The organism is Litoreibacter sp. (genome assembly GCF_039974535.1).
In the GTDB taxonomy this organism is placed as follows: Bacteria; Pseudomonadota; Alphaproteobacteria; order Rhodobacterales; family Rhodobacteraceae; genus Litoreibacter.
Genome location: NZ_JBDWIU010000003.1, coordinates 109,796 through 130,006, shown reverse-complemented (window position 1 = coordinate 130,006; position 20,211 = coordinate 109,796). Strand labels below are relative to the sequence as shown.

The following is a 20,211-nucleotide window of genomic DNA, read 5'->3' as shown; positions in this document are numbered from 1 at the left end:
TTATGACACCTGCAGAAATCGAAAAACGGATCGTTCGCTACGGCGATTTGATACCCTGCAAAACAGCGTTCATTGATGCGCACACACCGGGCAGCAATCAGAAAGAAAACTTTACGATTGTTGGTGGGGGCGTAAGCGAAAGTGCCGATCAGCATGTTCATATTCGTGACACGCCCGGTTTCAATATCGGAGCCGCTGGACAGCCTCCTAAATGCCTCAACTCGCTGCACAGTCACACGACCGCTGAAGTTTTCTTTGTTCTGAAGGGTCGGTGGCGATTCTTTTGGGGCCGTTGGGGTGATGCTGGTGAAGTTACGCTAGAAGAGGGCGATATCATCAACATTCCTACTGGTATCTTCCGAGGGTTCGAAAACATCGGCACGGATTACGGAATGATCATGGCCGTGCTCGGCGGTGACGATGCTGGGGGCGGCGTGACGTGGGCACCTCAGGTTATCGAAGACGCTGCAGATCATGGGTTGCTCTTGGGTGAAAACGGCAAACTTTATGACACCAAGAAAGGGGAGACCCTCCCAAACGGCGTCGCGGCAATGCCGGTTATGTCTGATGACGACTTAGCGAAAATGCCCGAACCCTCTACTATCGACGTTATTCCACGCCATGTCGCGCGGTATTTGGACTTGATGGGGCTAGCGGGAAAAAGCCCCGCCAAAGTCATCGGTCGCGATGCGTTGCTGCCCGACAAGCCGGGATTTGATGTCGATTTCATTACGCGCGGATCGGCCGTTGAAACACCAAGCGCAGTTGATCAGTTTACAGTGTTGATGCCAATGCGCGGGCATTGGAAATTGGCATGGGACGGCGCGGAGGCAACGTTGAACCCTGGCGATACCTGCCTTTTGCCCAGCGGTTTTCCCTATACGCTTGTCCCTGCGATGACCGGTGAGGCAAGCCTATACCGTGTCGTTTCAAATGATGATCCTGCGGGTCCAACATGGACAGCCTACAGTTGAAACATCGTTGACTACAACTAAGGGCTTGAAAGGGAGCAATTGATGACATTGGTATTTTTACCCGGAATGATGTGTGATGCGCGATTGTTTCAACCCCAACTGGATGCCTTTCCCGATAGCATTGTTGTCACGTCAACAGACTTCGCCACCATTACAGAGATGGCCCAAGACGTTCTTGCTGCGAGCCCTGATCGATTTGATCTACTCGGGCTGTCTATGGGCGGCATCATTGCAATGGAAGTCGTGCGACTGGCCCCTGAACGGGTCAGCAAGATTGCCTTGCTCGACACAAATCACCTTGCCGAAAAGGAAGCAATGCGCCAAGCGCGCTTTCCCCAAATCGAGGCTGCACAGAACGGCCAAATGATGGACATCATGCGTAATGTTATGGTGCCGAGATATTTGGCGAGCGGTGGCTCAAACACCGATAGGGTAATCGATCTGTGTTTGAAAATGGCGAGTGACTTAGGCGCGGCTGCTTTCGTCAATCAATCGCATGCGTTGATGGATCGCCCAGACCAAAGCGAAACGCTTCGTAATCTTACTTGTCCAGCCTTGGTTTTGTGTGGGATCGAGGATCGACTTTGCCCCGTCCTGACGCACGAAGAAATGGCTGAATTGATCCCTCAGGCGACGTTAGAAAACGTCGCAGGCGCAGGACATTTACCAACGCTTGAACAACCGTCACACACAAACGCAGCGATTGCCCGCTGGTTGGAGATTTCATGACACCTTCATTGCTTAAACTATTAAGGTCGGTGGACACCCCAACAGTGTGCAACGCAATCGAGGTCGCGCAAGGCCAACGTGGCTTTGACAGATTTACGCGCGGAACAATGTTGTGTAGCGCGCCTGATGAACTCGCGATTGTTGGCTACGCGCGTACGGCAAAAATCGCGGCGGTTGCCCCGCCGAGTGAGGAACCAGAGGTCATCAAAACGCGCCGTATGGCATATTATGAGTATATGGCATCTGCATCTGATCCCTCGGTTGTCGTGATAGAAGATACTGATTTTCCCGACTGCATTGGTGCATTTTGGGGCGAAATCAACACGACCGTCCACAAAGGTTTCGGACTTGCGGGGACGTTAACAAACGGCGTGATGCGCGACCTTGGCGATGTACCTACGGGATATCCTGTTGTCGCAGGATCGATAGGGCCAAGTCACGGTTTCGTTCATGTAAAGGAAATCAAGACGCCGGTTGAGGTCTTTGGATTACGTGTTTCCGAAGGCGATCTAATCCACGCAGATCGCCATGGTGCTGTCGTTGTTCCAACCGACGTTTATAACAGCATTGAAGCAGCAATTTCCAAACTTCTCGCGACCGAAAACCTCATCTTGGAACCTGCCAAGCGGGAAGGATTCGACTTCAAAGCCTTTCAAGCGGCTTGGGAAGAATTCGAAAAGCAACGAACCTGATCAAGGGGGGGAAGATTCACTCTTCCTTTGAACGAACTTATGAGCGCGACAAAGGTCCGCTATCGGAAAGCTGCGCAGCATCAACCAATTGAACCAACGGCAGAAATGGGCCGATAGCATCGAAATCAGGGCAGGGGCGCCCGTAGCCTCTGATGTGTGTCAGCCGAACTGCAATATGCATCTTGCAACTTTCGGATATCGTTGTTGTTTTCTCACGCGATGACCCGATGGATCCGGCAACGGGCTACATTGACAAACGTCAGAGTAACTTGCCTTCGAAGATCCTCAACGAAGCGCAATGCAGGATGATTGGCCGCTAATGATTGATGCATCGCAAAGGTTGGCAATAGTTGTTGGTGAGAGTTTGCGGTAATATTCAGATCTTCTAGATTGTTGAAGTTCCGCAAAGAGGAGTCTCAGTATTAGCGAGTTCCGACAGAAGCTGCGTGTTTAATACAATGCGCCTATAATCAGTATTATGTAAAGTTACGGTAAAAGTTGATCCGCCCGCAGTTCCAGAAAACGCTCTTAGAACTACCGCCAAGCATCATTATCATGGAAGCCTGTGGGTCCGCGCATCACTGCGCCGCATCGCTCAAGCTGCTGTTCATGAAGTCCGTCTCATTCCTGCATAATACGACAAAGCCTTTGTAAAACGCCTCAAGAACGACGCCCTCGCGGAAGTCTGCGATCTGTTCACGCCCCGAGAATGCTGGAACTACTTCTGCGTAGCTGGATGTGCGTCAAATTAAAAGCGAGATGCTTTAAGGTTGAAACCGTCAGAATCGTCACAATACAAAGTCACTTGGGAAATATCCGTTTAATGTACTCGATCCTGTAGATGCACACAGTGCAACATTCAAAGAATACGCGCACAAGGATTAAAGGCGCGTTCGGTCTCAAGTTTGGTTCTTTTGGTAAGCTGTTGCCTAGCCTCAAGTTGGAGCCCCCGAAAACAGAAACCGCCATAGACATCAGAACCCTAAATCGCATGACTCTCATCGGGCGCGCAGCCTCCAAACACAACAACAAAAATAGTCAAAACTCGAGACGCACGGTCAATGACGCGCTTGAGAGATCATGTTGTAGTACAACTCATCGGCTTAAAAATACCTGTAGATTTTCTTGGTAAACCTTGGGCCACTAGACAGCTCAAAGTTGAAACAGGAGAAGCCAAAATGGTGGTGCGCCACTTCGCAGCCTTTGATAACGAAGCCTTTACTGTTGACCCTAGTTCGCCGTTTCTTACTGCGGGTACTGGTATTATCAACAATTCGAACACACCTGTTGGAACAATTTTCCAGTTCACAGACGGATTTCACTATCAAACCATTCGACTGGACGACCTAAGCACCACCCCCGATGTGTTTAATGATGATCAATCAGCGAACCACGTTATCATCAATGGTAGTGGTCTTATAGAAGATGGTGCGCTGGTGGAATCTGAGAGTTTTCACACCGTCAGAGCGCTTGATTCAAACGGCGACCCTACAGGTCCCGAAATCATCATCAACGTTTTATCGCAAGGTGGCAATCTAACAGACGTCTGGGCCATGACCTCCAGCGTTCAGTTGGAACATGGAGTGCGATACGTAAAAATCTCAGGGACCAGCAAGGGTGATACAGAATACTCAACCTTTGTACCTTGCTTCACACCTGGGGCGCGTGTCAGCACGATTCGTGGGTTCGTCGCCATCGAAGACCTACTTATCGGTGACCGCGTCATGACACGCGACAACGGCCTGCAAGAGGTACGTTGGCTTGGCAGCAAGCTATTGCCTCAGTCCCGATTGGTTGCTGACGTGCGTTTCCGGCCGATCCGCATCCGCAAAAGTGCATTGGGCCCAGATATGCCTATGGCCGACATGTTGGTGTCGCCCAACCACCGTATGCTGATCAACCGCCCGGAATTGGTTGTTCTCTTTGGCCAGGATGAAATGTTGATTGCAGCCAAGTATCTTGTTGGCCTGCCTGGCGTTGAAATGATGGGTGCCCAAGACGTGTCATACATTCACATATTGTGTGACCGCCACGAAGTGCTTTTGGTAGATGGGACGTGGACCGAGAGCTTTCAACCCGGTGATTTCATTATGAACGGCATGGAACAAGGTCAATCAAACGAGATCTTCGCCTTGTTCCCCGAACTACATGATCCCGCCTTATCGTTGCGATTCAATGCATCGCGCCCAACCTTGCGTAAGTTCGAAGCAAATATTGCAAAATCAATACTTTCGTCCGCATAGCAGGCACCAGTTCGAGAGATGAAAAAGGCCCGCCAAACGGCGGGCCTTTTTAGATTCTACGAAACGCAAGCATGTACTAAAACTACGAAGCTCAACTCACTGATAGTAAGCATTAAAATTTAAACCTAATTCCGCACAGTTCCGTCGCCAGTGACGATATACTTGAACGACGTCAGCTGCTCAGCCCCAACTGGGCCACGTGCATGCATCTTGCCCGTGGCGATACCTATCTCAGCGCCCATACCAAATTCTCCACCATCGGCGAACTGTGTGGAGGCATTGTGCATCAAAATCGCACTATCAAGGCGCGACAAGAACAGATCCGCCGTCGCTTGATCTTCGGTCATAATACAGTCCGTATGGTTTGAGCCGTATTGGCGAATGTGATCCATCGCCTCCTCAACATTGCCAACCACCTTGGCTGCAATCTCCATGTCCAAAAACTCGCGCCCCCAATGCTCCGCACTCGCTGGGTTGACGCCAGAGATGCTCGACAGGTTCATGTCTGCATCCACCGTGACACCTTTGTCCAGCAAGGCACGGATAACGTCATGACCGATGGTTTCCACCACGTCCTTGTGGATCAACAGGCATTCCGCAGCGCCGCAAATACCCGTGCGACGTGTCTTGGAGTTCATCACAACCTTCATCGTCTTCTCGGCGTCGGCGTTTTTGTCGACGTAGATGTGCACAATCCCTTCGAGATGCGCGAACACAGGCACACGAGCCTCGCGCTGTACCAGTCCGACAAGCCCTTTGCCGCCGCGAGGAACAATTACATCAATGTAATCGGTCATTGTCAGCATCTCAGACACTGCCGCACGGTCACGGGTCGGCACCAATTGCACGCTGTCCTCAGGCAAACCGGCATCGCGCAAACCTTTCACAAGGCATGCATGAATTTCGCGCGATGAATTGAATCCCTCGGAGCCACCGCGCAGAATAACAGCATTGCCCGCCTTCAAGCACAACGCACCTGCGTCCGCAGTTACATTCGGGCGGCTCTCATAGATGACGCCAATCACCCCCAACGGCGTGCGAACCCGTTTGATGTGAAGGCCAGATTCCATATCCCATTCGGTGATCACCTCGCCCACCGGATCAACCTGATCGGCCACAGTGCGCAGCCCGTCTTGCATGGCGCGGATGCGGTCTTCATCGAGCATTAGACGGTCCATCATGGCTGGCGACAGCCCTTTGTCGCGGCCAAACTCTAGGTCTTTCTTATTCGCTTCGATGATTTTGGCACGGTTCTCCCAAACAGCCTGAGCCGCGCCAATCAACGCCGCGTGCTTGCGCTCGGCCGAGGCAAAAGACAGCTCAGCCGCAGCCGCACGGGCCTTTTTACCAATCTCAGTCATGGCGGCGGGGATATTGTCAATCTGGGTCATGAGTACAGGCCTTTGAATTTATAACGTTTCTTTAGAGCACCATGTCGTCTCGATGCACAAGGGCCGCACGGCCCGGGTATCCCAAAATATCTTCTATTTCAGTACTTTGACGACCTTTAATCATGTCGGCTTCTTCGCTTTTATACCGTGCAAGCCCCATGCCGATGTTTGCGCCGTTCGCACCGATTAAAGACACCGGATCACCGCGCTCAAACGGGCCTTCAACATGTGTCACCCCAGCCGGAAGCAGGGATTTTCCACGCCCAAGGGCCGTCACTGCGCCGTCATCCAGCGTCAAAGCCCCTTGTGGCTTCATTGCGGAAATCCAACGCTTGCGGGCAATCTGCGGGCTTGTCTCAGAGATAAACATACTGGCATTCGCGCCGTTTTCCAACGCATCCAATGGCCCCGTAACCGAGCCTTCTGTGATCACCAAAGCCGCACCACCCGCCATCGCGGTTTTCGCGGCCATCACCTTGGTCTTCATGCCACCCTTGGACAGGCCGGAGACCGCATCGCCTGCCATCGACTCAATCTCTGGGGTGATGTCATTGATGACCTCAAGGCGCGTCGCACTCGGGTTCTCGCTTGGGTTGGCCGTATACAGCCCATCCACATCGGACAGCAGAACCACCAAATCCGCGCCAACAGTCACCGCCACTTGCGACGCCAAACGGTCATTGTCACCGTAGCGAATTTCGTCTGTGGCAATGGTGTCATTCTCGTTCACAATCGGCACCACGCCCATGCTCAGCAGTTGGCGTAGCGTTGCACGGGAATTGAGGTAGCGGCGCCGGTCTTGACTGTCCTCTAAGGTCACCAGAACCTGTGCCGTCGTCACATCATGCGGCGCAAGCGCGTCCTCGTAAGCGCGGGCCAGTCGGATTTGACCAACAGCCGCCGCCGCTTGCGATTGCTCCAGTGGCAAGGCCCCTGCCCCAAGGCTCAACACCCCGCGGCCAAGTGCTATGGAGCCGGAAGACACCAAAACGACGTCCTGACCACGCTGCTTCAACCGAAGCACGTCCTTGGCCAGCGCTTGCAACCAATCTTGGCGAAGCGAACCGGTGTCACGGTCTACAAGTAAGGCCGAGCCAATTTTAATAACGACGCGCTTGGCGTCTTGAAGTGTGGTGCTTACGGACGCCATGGCTCAGGCTCCTCGCTGGCTTTGGCGATGCGCAGGCGATCCTCCTGAATCTCAGCGCGCACGGCGCGCAGCACATCTGTTAACCCTTCACGGGACACGCCCGACATCATCATAACTGGACCACTGCACGCCGCCTCAAGTTCGGCCTTTTTCTCGGCCCGCTCGTCGTCGTCCAATGCATCAATCTTGTTGAGCGCGGTGACACGTGGTTTATCCGCCAGCTCCCCCCCGTAGGCTTCGAGCTCTGTGATAATGGTTTGGTAATCTTCGCCCACAGCCTCGGAGCTGCCATCCACCAAATGCAGCAAGACCGAGCAGCGCTCTACGTGGCCCAAAAAGCGGTCGCCGATGCCTTTGCCTTCGGATGCGCCTGCAATCAGACCCGGAATATCGGCCATAACGAATTCGGCGTGATCCACGCCCACAACGCCCAAATTGGGGTGCAACGTGGTGAAGGGATAATCTGCAATCTTCGGGCGGGCATTTGAAGACGCCGCCAAGAAGGTCGACTTACCGGCATTCGGCAAACCCAATAGGCCAGAGTCGGCGATCAGTTTCAGGCGCAGCCACAGCGTACGCTCCACCCCCGGTTGGCCCGGATTGGCGCGGCGTGGCGCTTGGTTCGTGGCCGACTTGAAATGCAGGTTGCCCCAGCCGCCGTTTCCGCCCTGTGCCAAAACGATACGCTGACCAACTTCGGTGACATCCGCGATTACGGTCTCTTCGTCCTCATCCAAGATCTCGGTGCCGACGGGCACGCGCAGGATGATATCATCACCGCTGGCGCCTGTGCGTTGCTGCCCCATGCCACCTTGGCCGGATTTGGCGAAGAAGTGCTGCTGATAGCGAAAATCAATCAAGGTGTTCAAACCCTCAACCGCTTCAGCAATCACATTGCCGCCCGCACCACCGTCCCCACCGTCAGGACCGCCATATTCGATGTGTTTCTCACGACGAAAGCTGATAGAGCCACCGCCACCGCCGCCAGAGCGAACATATACCTTTGCAAGGTCGAGGAATTTCATAACTGTTGGCCTTTCAAGCGGGGTTGCGCAGCCTTAACGCACTCCTCCGCTGCGCTCAATCAAGCTTCTTAATATAGGTCCAAGTCGATACAGATGCGTCACGGGCCACCGAGAAGGTTTCCGCGTCGCCAATGTACTCAAAGCCCGCGTTGGTCAGAACCCGCGCCGAGGCCGGATTGTCCTGAAAGACCGAGCCAAATAACGTGCGGCATGCTTGTGGGTTGGCTTGAACCAACGCCTCAACAGCCTTGGACGCCAACCCGTTCCCCCACAGCTGCGGGGCGACCCAATAGCCGATCTCGGATTGCTCGCGGTCCATTCGGGTCAGGCCAATCACTCCAAGAACCTCGGAGCGATCATCAGACGGGTCGATCACCCAAACGTCTTCATCGCGTTCCTCAGCAAGCGAGCGCGCGATAAACCCCTCGGTTGTGCCCGGAGGTAAAGGGTGCGGAATGGACGAGGTTGCCTTTGCAATACGCTCATCTGCCGCATAAAGCCCGATGGGGCCTGCATCCGCTTTGCGCAACGGGCGCAACACAAAGCCATCGGCTTGTATAGTTGGTTGCGTATAAACACCTTCAAAGCTCATTATTTGCCTCCCGCAAATAGTACAAAAAGGACACTTGCTACGGTCAACGCTGCCAAGCTCCACATCAAATATTTTTCTTCGGGCTTTCCAGCCACAAGGCGCGCAATCCGCTCCCCGCCGTAAGTCCACATAGGGTGAAAGAGAAGCTGTACACCTAATAATATCAGGGCAATTGTAACTGTGGCTTCAAAACTAGGTGTACCGGGCGCACTGAACGCAGTGAACCCAGCCGTAATAATAGCCCATGCCTTGGGGTTCAGCGGGTGAACCAATAGCCCCGCGGCGAACCCTGGTGCCTTCGCATCTGCATCTACGGTCAGACGCAAATTCGCCACGCGCCACGCCAACCAGATAATATACAGCGCAGATCCCCATTTCAGGGCCTCAAACGCCCATGGAACCGTTTCAGCCAGTTGCATTAGCCCAAAACCAACAGGCCAAATGACCAGTTGTTTGCCAAGGCACACACCAAACACAAAAGGAAGCGCACGACGCAAACCATACCGCGCGCCTGTGGCCAATAGGGTCATATTAGCCGGCCCCGGCGTGCCTACCTGCGAGGCGGCAAAGACTGCGAATGAAATAGCGGCGACGCTCATGGTCATGCCTTATGTACAAAAGGAAAAAGGGACCGGTTTTTCAACCGATCCCTCAAATTTTTCAAACCTTGTGGGTCTCGGTTACTCGGCGGCCTCGGCCATCGGAACGATCGAGACAAAGGTGCGGCCTTTCAGGCCTTTATGGAACTTCACGTTGCCTTCGACTTTGGCGAAGATCGTGTGATCTTTGCCCATGCCGACGCCTTCGCCAGGCCACTTAACAGTGCCGCGCTGACGCACGATGATGTTGCCTGGAATGACGAGCTCGCCGCCATATTTCTTCACGCCAAGACGACGACCCGCTGAGTCGCGACCGTTCCGGGATGAACCACCTGCTTTTTTATGTGCCATTTGTGTTCTCCTTAGCCTTTAGCGAATTCTGCTGCTTGCTTCAGCCATTCATCGCGATCGATGCGGCCTTTGAAGTTCAGCTTGTCGTCCATATCAGCAATGTCCTCTGGGGTCCATGCTGCGATCTGGGCAAATGTAGTGACGTCCAGCGCGTGAAGCTTCTTCACGATAACTGGGCCAACACCGCTGATGCGTGTCAGATCATCTGCGCCGTCAGATTTGGCTGCTGCCTTCTTAGGAGCGGCTTTCTTCGGTGCAGCTTCTGCCTTAGGAGCAGCGGCTTTCGCAGCTGCCTTCTTAGGAGCGGCTTTTTTCTTGGCAGGAGCAGCAGCTTCAACAGCAGCAACAGAAACACCCGCGCCATTGATGGCAGCTTTAACGCCGGACTTGCCCGCGCCTTTTTCAAGGATGTCGGTCACGCGGAGCAGCGTCAGTTGCTGACGGTGGCCCTTGGTGCGCTTGGAGGAGTGCTTACGGCGACGCTTAACGAAGTTAATCGTTTTGATGCCTTTGATCTGGTCGATAACTTCGGCTTGAACGCCTGCGTCTTCGACCAAAGGAGCACCTACAGTGCCACCTACCATCAGAATTTCATTGAATTGAACTGTGTCGCCAGCGGCGGCGTCCAGTTTCTCGACGCGCAGAACGTCGCCAGAAGCGACTTTATACTGCTTGCCGCCGGTTTTTAGAACCGCGAACATATCGCATACCCTTTTATCTTCCGCGTCCTGTGGCCCCGCATTTCACGGCGTTCATGGGCCTGTTCAGGCCACCTCGGACAGCGCGTCCCCGGATCGGGACGTCATTGCAAAAATTCCACGCATCATGCGCAGATGCGGGCTTATGTTGGAATTGCGTACGCCTGTCAACAGGCTGCGGTCTACAATACAGCCTTAATTCGCGCTTTCGCGCCTATGTGTCCTCGCCCACCATGAATTCAGCCGTCGCACGGCCCAATTCATAGCTTTGCTCTTCAAACATCTGGTCAAAGCCGGAGAACAAAACCGCGTTCAGGCGCTGCCCCGCGGGAGTTTTGGAGATATCAATGTAGCGTTGCAGCTCCGCCTTGCTCAGCGCGCTATAGGCCACCGAGGAGAAGTTGATCGTCCAATCCTCCATCTCTTGGCGTATTTCGGGTTCTTGCTCCCAAACTGTCGACAGCATGAAACTCTCTGTCAGCCCTTCAGTATAACTCTCGTTGGAGGCCATCCCGCGGTAGAACGCAAGGTTGGAATTCAACGCCCCCGCCACATTGCTCTCAACCAAATCATTCACTTGGATGAACTCTTGGAACATCAAGTAGAGTGCTGGATCCTCTGCGCGAAGGATTTCAATGTTAGCTTGTGCAGCCTCCTCCCCCGCATCAGAGTTCAGCGCCTCACGTGCATCAAGCTCGATCTGGACGATACGCGCCCCCAATTCGCTTTCAAAAAACGCGATAGCGGCCTCAGACTCCTCAATCCCCTTGATCTTCTCCATCCCCTCGAGAAATGCGATCTTGGCTGTCTCTGGGCTATAGATGCGCTTCAAACGAGCGGTCCAGGCCGGGGATGGCGGGACCCCATCTGGGCTTGATAGGTCTTGCCCCGCGGCCACACCTTCATCTTGCAACACCTTGAAAACCGTATCCATGTCCAATGCAGTGAAGTAGCGATCGATCAATGTCGCACTTTGCGCGGCCACCGCAGAGGCCGAGATCATCAATGCTGTAAAACCGGCGGAAAGAAGACGCATGCTATATCCTTTTTGGACGAATTATCCCCCTAGGATATGCCTCAATCCCCCTTGCTACAATGGTTAGGCTTCTGAATTTATTGCGAGTGGCACATGCATGCGTGAAAATCGGCACTGATGGGCTTGCGGCGAACGAAGTAGCCCGCTAAACCCCGCGCATCTGATCACATGTCAGCCTTTGCGGAGAGGTGCCGGAGTGGTCGAACGGGACGGTTTCGAAAACCGTTGAGCTCGAGAGGGTTCCCAGGGTTCGAATCCCTGTCTCTCCGCCACACCTACATCTATCGAAACCCCCACAAATACCCTAAGTGCCCATTATCCATGCCGACAATGACCCAACTCTATCCAAACGATGGTTCGGTTCGGTGCTGTGCCCATTTGGAATACAGCCAGTGTTAGCTACTCAAGGTACCGAAATGCGCTCTACAATGTGGGAAATATGTTGATGAGCTATCGTTGTCCTGCCAGAATCTGTCGGGCTTCGGCCTTGAGAGCAGCCCAATCAAATTGCAGAACAAAGTCGCGGCAGGCGCTTTCAATTTTCTCTGGGAATCCCTTAAAAAAAGGTCCAGAAAAGCTGCGAAAGCTATCGGCACCTGCCATCTCAGCATTATCAATCTCTTCGATGGAATACCCTAGTTCAATGCTGTAGCGGCGCGCGTGCTCTTGGTGGGTCCAAATATCATGCATACGATCTTCGGCCAAAAAGCCTTCGGCATAACAGAACTGTGCATTTGCTTCATTGCTGTTGACCGCCCAAACATAGTTTAAATCCTCGCTATAAGTTTGGGACAAAGCCGGGGTTGATAGTGCAACACACACAGCTGCCGAAGGGAGTAGCGTGTTCATTTTGTATTCCCTCATTTCAGAGCAGTGATACGGGCTAAATTGATAAGGTTGTTTAACATTGCCGCGTTTGTAAACAAATGGATTAGTATTTGTAACAACGAATGTCAGATTCGGCGGACCGAGCCACAGCATCAAAGGAAAAGAGCTAAGGTCAGGATTGGGCGATTTGTCGCTATCGGTAGTTGCTCCATGTTGAACACGTTATGACTCTTCTAAATGAACTTCAGGAAGTATAAACATAAGTTAGTGTGTGCTTTGCGGCCCACTCGACCAGCCTGCCTCAAGGAGCAGTTGCGTCAGTTTTGTTTTCCAATTTTTTTTAAAAAAATTCAGATCCTGTGCCTCCTTCAGTAGCTTTGCCATTCTTCTAGCCACAAGGGCATGCCCCCCAGGTGCGGTGCGCTCAGATTGAATTGTGAAAGCCAAGAATAGATGCGGATACTTCACACTTTCATTAGCTTCTTGTTTTTAGGTGGGCTATTAGGTGGGTAATTGCCAGTTATTTCAAATAAATTCATCAAAAACAATATTATAGACCATTAGTATTGAGGACTGTCTCTCCGCCACCAATACCCCTAAGTTCATTGCGGCTTCTTTGTATAATTCTGGCGCGCAGGACCTCGGTATTTTTCGGTCCATTCTTGGGGAACTTCCTTGCCATCAACCATGAAGGGCAAGATGCCCTTCTTTGCAGAGCCGCCGCGCGACGCCACAATGTCTGCGTCCGAGCGCGTAACCCGTTGATTGCAACGCCGCCCCCAGTCAGCCAACATATCGTACAGTCGGGCGATCTCGGTTGAATGTGCCGCCCCTTTGGCCAGATCATCGAACTCGTCAGGATCAGTCTTAAGATCGAACAGCATAGGGCGAAAGCCGCCCTCCGCATGGATCAGCTTCCAGCGCCCGTCAAAGACCATAAACAAGCGCGCGTCCTTGGGCGCCACTCCAAGCGCCACACACATCGGCGTCGCCGAATAATCGTATTCGCTGACTACATACTCCCGCCAGTCGGTGTCCCTGCCCTCCAGCCACGGCATCAACGAGCGCCCCTCAACGATGTGATCCGGCACCTCCCCGCCTGCGGCCTCGATGAAGGTCGCAGCCAGATCGATACTTTCCACCAGCGCATCGCAAGTGGTGCCGCGCGTGCTATCGGCCTTAGAGCGCGGGTCATAGATGATCATCGGCACCTTAACCGAGGCCTCGTGAAACAAGTCCTTCTCACCCAGCCAGTGGTCCCCAAGGTAGTCCCCATGATCCGAGCACAGCACGATCATCGTATCTTTCATACGCCCCGTTTCATCCAAGTGATCCAACAAACGCCCCAATTGATCATCCGCCTGTTTGATCAATCCCATATAGGCGGGAATGACTTTCTCGCGCACCGCATCTTGCTGGAAGGCGGCGGCGATCTTGTTGCTCAGGAAAGTGCCATAAACCGGATGCGGCTCCTCGCGTTCGCGGTCGGCGCGTTTGGCTGGCAGGACATGCTGTGGTCCATACATATCGTGGTATGGAGCTGGAACAATGTAGGGCCAATGTGGCTTGATATAGCTAACGTGTGCCAACCAATCGCCTTCGGCTTGGTCGATGAAGCGGATGGTTTCGCTGGTCAACCACGGGGTTTCGCTGTCCTCCTCGCGAATGTTCGCAGGTTTATCCGCGTTCTTAAACATCCAGCCCGACGCCATGTCCCCATCCGCATCAATCCCAGAGTTGGCGTAATCCGACCATGGGTTCTCGCCATCGTAACCCTTTGACTTTAAGTATTCATTGTAAGGTGATCTTTTAGCGTCATAAAAGCCTTCTGGCCCCTGCCCCCACAACCCGTCATCGCGGATCCACGCATCAAAGCCACATTCGGCCTGCCGCGCCCCGATGATGCTGTCGGCTGCCAAACCCAGCCGCGCCATACCGTCCGCGTCCACTTTCATGTGAGTTTTGCCAATGAGCCAAGAGTGCATGCCAAGCTTGCGCAAATGATCCCCAAGCGTCACCTCACCAACCCGCAAAGGGAAGCCGTTCCATTGCGCACCATGCGAAGAGGTGTAGCGCCCTGTATAATAGCTCATCCGGCTTGCGCCACAGATGGGTGACTGCACATAACATTGCGAAAACTGCAGACCCATTGCCGCCACTCTGTCAAAGTTTGGGGTGTGCAGATGTGGGTGGCCCGCGCAGCTCAGATAGTCGAAGCGCAACTGATCGTACATGATGAATAGAATGTTCACGGTTGGGCCCTCTTTGTTATCCCCACGTGTTAGAAATTATCTTTTAGCCGACGCAATTCGGCGAAGACAGCGCCGCCACTTGCGTCGGTTAATCCTAGCCCTACACGGATAGCAGGATCATTGCAGCGAAAGAACGGGTTGGTGGCCAGCTCTGCACCGATAGAGGTTGGGACCGTAGGGTCACCTAGCTCGCGCAGCTGCTCTACCTCAATTGCGCGATTGCGAAGTGCTATATTGTCCGGATCCACTGAAACGGCGAATTGTGTATTCGCCAATGTATATTCATGGGAGCAATAAACTGCCGTGTTCTCTGGCAGCGCCATAAGCTTTTGCAAACTGCTCCACATATCCGCAGGCGTGCCTTCAAACAATCGGCCACACCCCATGACAAACAGGGTATCTCCTGTGAAAACAATGCCTTCTGATGCAATATGAAAATTCAACATATCCATCGTGTGCCCAGGGGTATGGAGAATGTCTACCTGCCTTCCGGCAAACTCGAAGCTGTTGCCGCCTGACATTATCCGATCAACACCCGCAATCCCCGATGGCCCAAGAACAGTAGCACCTGTCGCAGTTACAACTTCGTCCAACCCCGTCACATGGTCGTGGTGGTGATGTGTCAGCCAAATCTGGGTCGGCGTCCAACCCGTCGCTTTGATCGCGTCCATGTATGAGGGCCCATGCCCGACATCAATGGCCGCCGTCTCTCCGGTCAACTCGTCGTGGAGTAGGACGCCGTAGTTTTCCAAAGGTGGATGCGGAAACTGGTGAATTTTGAGCATTTCGAAGCCTTTGACATTTGGACTGGCGGTAGGGTTTATAATTTGTTTCGGGGATGGTGAAGCTAACGGCTCGCAACCCAACGTAGAGAGGCCGCTAACAAGGCAACGTCGGAGGCAATAGCTAAGAATTTTGCTCCCATTTTTTCATAATGATCAGCACGTTCAGCATCAAAGCTAAGGCAACCTGCGATCTTGCCAGACGCCACAATTCTACGCAGAGCATCATCGATTGCAGCTTGAACGGGTTCTGCATCCAAATCATGCAGATACCCCAAAGATGCGGCTAAGTCTGCGGGCCCTATGAAAACGCCGTCAACCCCGTCAACCGCACAGATGTCCTCTAGGTTCTCAAGCGCAGTCGCGGTTTCGGCTTGCACGAACAAGCTTACCCGTTGATTGGCCTCCATCAGGTAATTCGCGTCATGATTGTAGCCCGACGCTCGAACGATTGAGGCGCCAATGCCGCGCGTCCCTTGGGGAAACTCCTTAGAGGGGTAACGCATCGCGCAGGCCATCTGGTGGGCCTGCTCAGCGGTGTCGATCATCGGCACGACCACCGTGTGCATTCCGAGATCAAGCACCTGCTTAATCATCCAATCGCGATCCTTGGGGACACGAACGCATACATCCGGCCCTACAATACGAGCTTGTGTCGCGATGGCATCAATATCGAAAGCACCGTGCTCTGCGTCGATCAAACACCAATCAAAGCCGGCACTCGCCGCAATCTCGGCTGAGGCGGCGGAGCCTAACCCCAACCAGCACCCACGAAGGCAGACGTCATGTGTCAAACGGGTCTTTAGTGTCGCCATTGCGTTACTGCTCCTGATGCCATGCGCACATGAAGGCCATTCCCGAGGCGAACTTACAAGCCAGATTTACATATGGGGCGAAATTTGTGCTCGAATTCTGGTATCATGGGAACAACAGATGGTGGCTCTCAGTGGCCTTTGAGTTTGAGTATTTGGTACCAAATGGAGATATATGGCCTGTTTAGAACTCATGCGGGCGCGCCCTATGCCAACTTGGGATTATTTTGTGATTTCATACAGCGCCCCGTCCTCTACCGACAGGAACCAAATCTCACCGTTTGGTCCTTCAACAACGTCGCGAACGCGGCCGGTTTCGGTGGAAGATAGGCGCTCTTCGGCCAACGACTTCCCGTCCAAACGCGAGATCATGTCGAATTTAAGGGAGCCCACGAAGATATCCCCCCTCCATTGCGGCCACAGCTTGCCCGAATAGATCATCATCCCCGAAGGAGCTATTGACGGATCCCAATAATGCTCTGGCTGCTTCATCCCTGCCTTAGATGTCCCCTCGCCGATTTTGAGGCCAGAGTAATGCGTCCCATAGCTGATGACCGGCCAGCCGTAATTCGCCCCCGCCTTGATCTTGTTCACCTCGTCGCCGCCACGCGCACCATGCTCAACGACATAGAGATTACCGTTGAGATCAAGCGCCGCGCCTTGCGGATTGCGGTGACCGTACGAATAGATTTCCGGCTGCGCGGACTGTCCAATGAACGGATTGTCCGAAACCGCGGCACCGCTGCGCTGCAAGCGAACCACGGTGCCATTATGGTTCCCTAGGTTTTGTGCTTGTTTGCGCTGCCCCCGCTCCCCGATGGTTAAGAAGATATTGCCATCTTTGGCCTCCACAATCCGGGAGCCAAAATGCTTGGCGTCCGTATTGCCGCGCGCTTGTTGAAAAATGCGTCGAAAGTTTATGAGTTTCGATCCATCCTTACTTAATTTTCCACGGCCTAGGGCTGTGCCGTAGCTGTCCCCGTCAATGTTGGAATAGCTTAAATACACTTCGCGGTTTTTTGCGAAATCACGCGGGATCATGATATCCAAGAGACCGCCCTGCCCACGGTCAACCACCTTTGGCACACCACTAACGTTTGTCCGATGGCCATCGCGACGCAAAAAGGTCAACGCACCGCCCCGCTCGCTGACCAATATTGCCCCATCTGGCAGCGGCTCAACAGACCATGGTTGGTCAAATCCGTCAGCGATCAGCGATACCTTCAACGAGCCGACGCTGCTCTCCATCGCAAAGGCGGGGCCACATATTGTCAATGCGACAGCGAAAGCGGCGATTTTCAAGACCATTATCTACTCCAACCTGTTCTATGTGGCGGTAGCATAGCATCATGTCGGATGGTGTCGATTTAACAAGATGTGAGCGGTCTAGTCCGCACGACAAGCGTAGAACCTAACGGAAGGCCTCCTTAAGCCCTCTTTTCTTTTAAGGAATCGCTGCGTAGAGTTTTCCCACAAAAAGAATAAATAGTGATCAGGGAGATCAAAAAATGAAAAAACTGCTGCTAGCAACAACAGCAACCGCACTCATGGCCGGTTCCGCTTTTGCTGAGGACGTTAAAATCGGCGTCATCTTGGGTTTCACTGGCCCGCTTGAATCAATCACACCTCAAATGGGCGACGGCGCAGAGCTGGCGATTAAAGAGGTCAGCGATTCCGGTGCCTTACTGGGTGGCGCAAAAGTCGAATCCATCCGTGGTGACAGCACATGTATCGATGCGGGGGCCGCCACTGCCGCAGCCGAGCGTTTGGTCACCTCCGATAAAGTAAATGCCATCATGGGCGCTGACTGCTCGGGCGTGACGGGCGCTATTTTGCAAAACGTCGCCCGCGCAAACGGAGTGGTCATGGTGTCGCCTTCTGCAACCTCTCCTGGCCTATCAACCGCTGAAGACGATGGGTTGTTCTTCCGTACAGCCCCATCTGACGCACGCCAAGGCGTGATCATCACCAACATCTTGCAAGATCGCGGCGTCGAGTCTGTTGCCCTAACCTACACCAACAACGACTACGGCAAAGGTCTGGCTGACGCATTCAAAGCCGAGTTCGAAGCCGCTGGCGGCGAAGTCACCATCTCTGCGGCGCATGAAGACGGCAAGGCAGATTACTCCGCTGAAGTTGGCGCATTGGCCTCCGCTGGTGGCGACGTTCTGGTTGTTGCTGGCTACGTTGACCAAGGCGGTTCCGGCGTGATCCGCGGCGCATTGGATTCAGGTGCGTTCGATACGTTCTACCTGCCAGACGGCATGGTTGGCACAAAGCTGAATGAAGTCTTCGGCGCGGAGCTGAACGGCTCTTACGGCGCGTACCCTGGCACAGACAGCTCTGGTGCAGCGACTTATGGCGAGATGGCGAAAGCCGCTGGCTTTGATGGCACATCCGCGTTCTCGGCTGAATCTTACGACGCTGCGGCCCTGATCATGCTGTCCATGCAGGCTGCCAAATCCTCGGCCTCCGCAGACTTCAAGGACCACATCTTTGACGTCGCCAACGCACCGGGTGTTGAGATTTTCCCAGGCGAATTGGAAAAGGCGCTTAAATTGATCGCAGACGGTCAAGAGGTTAACTACGTCGGCGCCTCTGCCGTGGAGCTGGTTGGTGCAGGCGAATCCGCTGGCAACTACCAGGAGATTGAGTTCTCTGACGGCGCGTACTCCACGATCAAGTACCGCTAACCTTATCTAAAACCTATGAAAGCAGCCCGAGGCCACAACGCTTCGGGCTGTTTTTTGCAACGGGGCAGCACCTTATGATCGAAGTACACGACCTCCATAAACATTTCGGCGGCTTTCATGCCGTTGACGGATCGACCCTGACCATTGAGCAGGGATCAATCACCGGATTGATCGGCCCCAATGGCGCAGGAAAAACAACTCTTTTCAATGTAATAGCTGGGGTTCTTAAACCCACTTCTGGCAAAGTCATCATGGACGGCGAGGATATCACCGGACTGCCTCCCCACACGTTGTTCTCAAAAGGGTTGCTGCGCACGTTCCAGATTGCGCATGAATTCTCGTCGATGACCCTACGCGAGAACCTGATGATGGTGCCGGGCAACCAAGCGGGCGAGACGCTTTGGAACACTTGGGTGGGACGAAAACGTATCGCCAATGAGGAACGCGCACTGGCTGCCAAGGCCGACGAGGTGCTTGAATTCCTGACCATCGACCACATCAGCGACGAGCGGGCTGGCAACATCTCTGGCGGGCAAAAGAAGCTGCTGGAGTTGGGCCGCACCATGATGGTCGACGCCAAGATCGTGTTCCTAGACGAGGTGGGTGCCGGCGTGAACCGCACCCTGCTCAACACCATCGGCGACGCAATCATTCGCCTGAACAAAGAACGCGGCTACACCTTCGTGGTGATCGAGCACGACATGGATTTCATCGGCCGCCTGTGTGACCCCGTGATATGCATGGCCGAGGGGCGCGTGTTGGCCGAAGGCACATTGGACGAGATCAAAGCCAATGAGCAGGTGATTGAGGCCTACTTGGGCACGGGCCTGAAGAACAAGGTGGCCGCAGGATGACAGTCCTTACTAAAATGCATAAGGCCTGCTGCGGCATAGCTGTGCTGTTTCTTTTGTCTACACCGGCATCGGCATGCACTGAGGTGAAAGACTGGCTATCTGTCTGCACCGATGGGTCAAAGTGGGAAGCTGTTGTCGACAAGGATGGCGAGATACTTTTCCGAGACACTGACACCTTCAAAGGCCAACTGCTCGTTTACAAAGGTGGCACGGGTGATGGTCTTGAAGTCGAAGATGCAGCAGCATCCGCGTCTCAAAGTGATAAAAAATCTTCTGAAGAGTATGAAATACTCACGCGAGGCAAAATGCCTTCCGGAAATATCGTTTTCACCTCTCACGCCAAGCGAGACGGTACCGATTACATTTATGTAACAACCCTATCGATGGGCGCAAAGGAAACATTGCGCATTACGACGTGGCAACGCGGCACTCAAGTCACGGACGCAGATAGAGTAGCGCATCGCGCCTTCGGAGCCTTAATTAAGCTGAAGGGAACGCGTTGATGAAACA

General features: G+C 53.6%; 20 protein-coding genes and 1 tRNA gene. 8 read left to right on the top strand and 13 right to left on the bottom strand.

The window, feature by feature from the left end; all coding sequences use genetic code 11:
- The first annotated feature begins 2 nt into the window (after nucleotides 1–2).
- From ABJN86_RS01770 to ABJN86_RS01755, 4 genes are all read left to right on the top strand, one after another.
- A complete protein-coding gene (locus ABJN86_RS01770; RefSeq protein WP_348364475.1) occupies nucleotides 3–974 on the top strand; it encodes a cupin domain-containing protein in 972 nt (323 codons plus the stop codon).
- Between the two features lie 42 nt (nucleotides 975–1,016).
- Nucleotides 1,017–1,703, top strand: a complete 687-nt coding sequence (locus ABJN86_RS01765) for an alpha/beta hydrolase (protein ID WP_348364477.1) — start codon at nucleotides 1,017–1,019, stop codon at nucleotides 1,701–1,703.
- Complete coding sequence (locus ABJN86_RS01760; RefSeq protein WP_348364478.1) at nucleotides 1,700–2,395, top strand: RraA family protein; 696 nt, start codon at nucleotides 1,700–1,702, stop codon at nucleotides 2,393–2,395. Before ABJN86_RS01765 ends, ABJN86_RS01760 begins: the two co-directional genes overlap by 4 nt.
- A 1,061-nt stretch (nucleotides 2,396–3,456) precedes the next feature.
- Nucleotides 3,457–4,638: a Hint domain-containing protein gene (locus tag ABJN86_RS01755; RefSeq protein ID WP_348364480.1), complete on the top strand. Its 1,182-nt coding sequence runs from the start codon at nucleotides 3,457–3,459 to the stop codon at nucleotides 4,636–4,638.
- A gap of 125 nt (nucleotides 4,639–4,763) precedes the next feature.
- Here the strand turns inward: ABJN86_RS01755 and ABJN86_RS01750 are convergent, their stop codons facing one another.
- The 8 genes from ABJN86_RS01750 to ABJN86_RS01715 all read right to left on the bottom strand — a co-directional run bounded on the left by ABJN86_RS01750 (nucleotide 4,764) and on the right by ABJN86_RS01715 (nucleotide 11,480).
- The gene (locus ABJN86_RS01750; RefSeq protein WP_348364482.1) at nucleotides 4,764–6,029 is read right to left on the bottom strand and encodes a glutamate-5-semialdehyde dehydrogenase; all 1,266 of its coding nucleotides are present in this window, start codon (nucleotides 6,027–6,029) and stop codon (nucleotides 4,764–4,766) included.
- A gap of 31 nt (nucleotides 6,030–6,060) precedes the next feature.
- On the bottom strand, nucleotides 6,061–7,179 hold the full coding sequence (proB, locus tag ABJN86_RS01745) for a glutamate 5-kinase (RefSeq protein ID WP_348364484.1): 1,119 nt from the start codon (nucleotides 7,177–7,179) through the stop codon (nucleotides 6,061–6,063).
- Nucleotides 7,167–8,204, bottom strand: coding sequence for a GTPase ObgE (gene obgE, locus ABJN86_RS01740; protein ID WP_348364485.1), 1,038 nt, complete (start codon nucleotides 8,202–8,204; stop codon nucleotides 7,167–7,169). Before obgE ends, proB begins: the two co-directional genes overlap by 13 nt.
- A gap of 55 nt (nucleotides 8,205–8,259) precedes the next feature.
- Nucleotides 8,260–8,796 carry a GNAT family N-acetyltransferase gene (locus tag ABJN86_RS01735; protein ID WP_348364487.1) on the bottom strand — a complete coding sequence of 179 codons (537 nt, stop codon included), beginning with the start codon at nucleotides 8,794–8,796 and terminating at the stop codon, nucleotides 8,260–8,262.
- Entirely contained in the window at nucleotides 8,796–9,395 is a 600-nt protein-coding gene (locus ABJN86_RS01730; protein WP_348364489.1) for a LysE family translocator, read from the bottom strand. The genes ABJN86_RS01735 and ABJN86_RS01730 overlap by 1 nt, the downstream gene beginning before the upstream one ends.
- Before the next feature lie 81 nt (nucleotides 9,396–9,476).
- Nucleotides 9,477–9,746 (bottom strand): 50S ribosomal protein L27, encoded by a 270-nt coding sequence (gene rpmA / locus ABJN86_RS01725; protein ID WP_073141622.1) that lies wholly within the window; start codon nucleotides 9,744–9,746, stop codon nucleotides 9,477–9,479.
- An 11-nt stretch (nucleotides 9,747–9,757) separates the two neighbouring features.
- A complete protein-coding gene (locus ABJN86_RS01720) occupies nucleotides 9,758–10,447 on the bottom strand; it encodes a 50S ribosomal protein L21 (protein WP_348364490.1) in 690 nt (229 codons plus the stop codon).
- A 211-nt stretch (nucleotides 10,448–10,658) separates the two neighbouring features.
- Complete coding sequence (locus ABJN86_RS01715) at nucleotides 10,659–11,480, bottom strand: DUF2059 domain-containing protein (protein ID WP_348364492.1); 822 nt, start codon at nucleotides 11,478–11,480, stop codon at nucleotides 10,659–10,661.
- 182 nt (nucleotides 11,481–11,662) lie between these two features.
- On the opposite strand from ABJN86_RS01715, the gene ABJN86_RS01710 reads away from it, so the two are divergent.
- A tRNA-Ser gene (locus ABJN86_RS01710) sits at nucleotides 11,663–11,752 on the top strand.
- A gap of 178 nt (nucleotides 11,753–11,930) precedes the next feature.
- Here ABJN86_RS01710 and ABJN86_RS01705 read toward each other — a convergent pair.
- From ABJN86_RS01705 to ABJN86_RS01685, 5 genes are all read right to left on the bottom strand, one after another.
- Nucleotides 11,931–12,329, bottom strand: a complete 399-nt coding sequence (locus tag ABJN86_RS01705) for a hypothetical protein (RefSeq protein WP_348364493.1) — start codon at nucleotides 12,327–12,329, stop codon at nucleotides 11,931–11,933.
- A gap of 581 nt (nucleotides 12,330–12,910) precedes the next feature.
- On the bottom strand, nucleotides 12,911–14,560 hold the full coding sequence (locus ABJN86_RS01700; protein ID WP_348364495.1) for a sulfatase-like hydrolase/transferase: 1,650 nt from the start codon (nucleotides 14,558–14,560) through the stop codon (nucleotides 12,911–12,913).
- A 29-nt stretch (nucleotides 14,561–14,589) separates the two neighbouring features.
- On the bottom strand, nucleotides 14,590–15,345 hold the full coding sequence (gene gloB / locus ABJN86_RS01695) for a hydroxyacylglutathione hydrolase (RefSeq protein ID WP_348364497.1): 756 nt from the start codon (nucleotides 15,343–15,345) through the stop codon (nucleotides 14,590–14,592).
- A 62-nt stretch (nucleotides 15,346–15,407) separates the two neighbouring features.
- Nucleotides 15,408–16,157 carry an aldolase/citrate lyase family protein gene (locus ABJN86_RS01690; RefSeq protein WP_348364498.1) on the bottom strand — a complete coding sequence of 250 codons (750 nt, stop codon included), beginning with the start codon at nucleotides 16,155–16,157 and terminating at the stop codon, nucleotides 15,408–15,410.
- Nucleotides 16,158–16,376: 219 nt separating this feature from the next.
- Entirely contained in the window at nucleotides 16,377–17,462 is a 1,086-nt protein-coding gene (locus ABJN86_RS01685) for a PQQ-dependent sugar dehydrogenase (protein WP_348364500.1), read from the bottom strand.
- 200 nt (nucleotides 17,463–17,662) lie between these two features.
- On the opposite strand from ABJN86_RS01685, the gene ABJN86_RS01680 reads away from it, so the two are divergent.
- The 3 genes from ABJN86_RS01680 to ABJN86_RS01670 all read left to right on the top strand — a co-directional run bounded on the left by ABJN86_RS01680 (nucleotide 17,663) and on the right by ABJN86_RS01670 (nucleotide 20,204).
- The gene (locus tag ABJN86_RS01680) at nucleotides 17,663–18,847 is read left to right on the top strand and encodes an ABC transporter substrate-binding protein (protein ID WP_348364501.1); all 1,185 of its coding nucleotides are present in this window, start codon (nucleotides 17,663–17,665) and stop codon (nucleotides 18,845–18,847) included.
- Between the two features lie 74 nt (nucleotides 18,848–18,921).
- A complete protein-coding gene (locus ABJN86_RS01675) occupies nucleotides 18,922–19,701 on the top strand; it encodes an ABC transporter ATP-binding protein (protein ID WP_348364503.1) in 780 nt (259 codons plus the stop codon).
- Nucleotides 19,698–20,204 carry a hypothetical protein gene (locus ABJN86_RS01670; RefSeq protein WP_348364505.1) on the top strand — a complete coding sequence of 169 codons (507 nt, stop codon included), beginning with the start codon at nucleotides 19,698–19,700 and terminating at the stop codon, nucleotides 20,202–20,204. The genes ABJN86_RS01675 and ABJN86_RS01670 overlap by 4 nt, the downstream gene beginning before the upstream one ends.
- Nucleotides 20,205–20,211 lie beyond the last annotated feature (7 nt).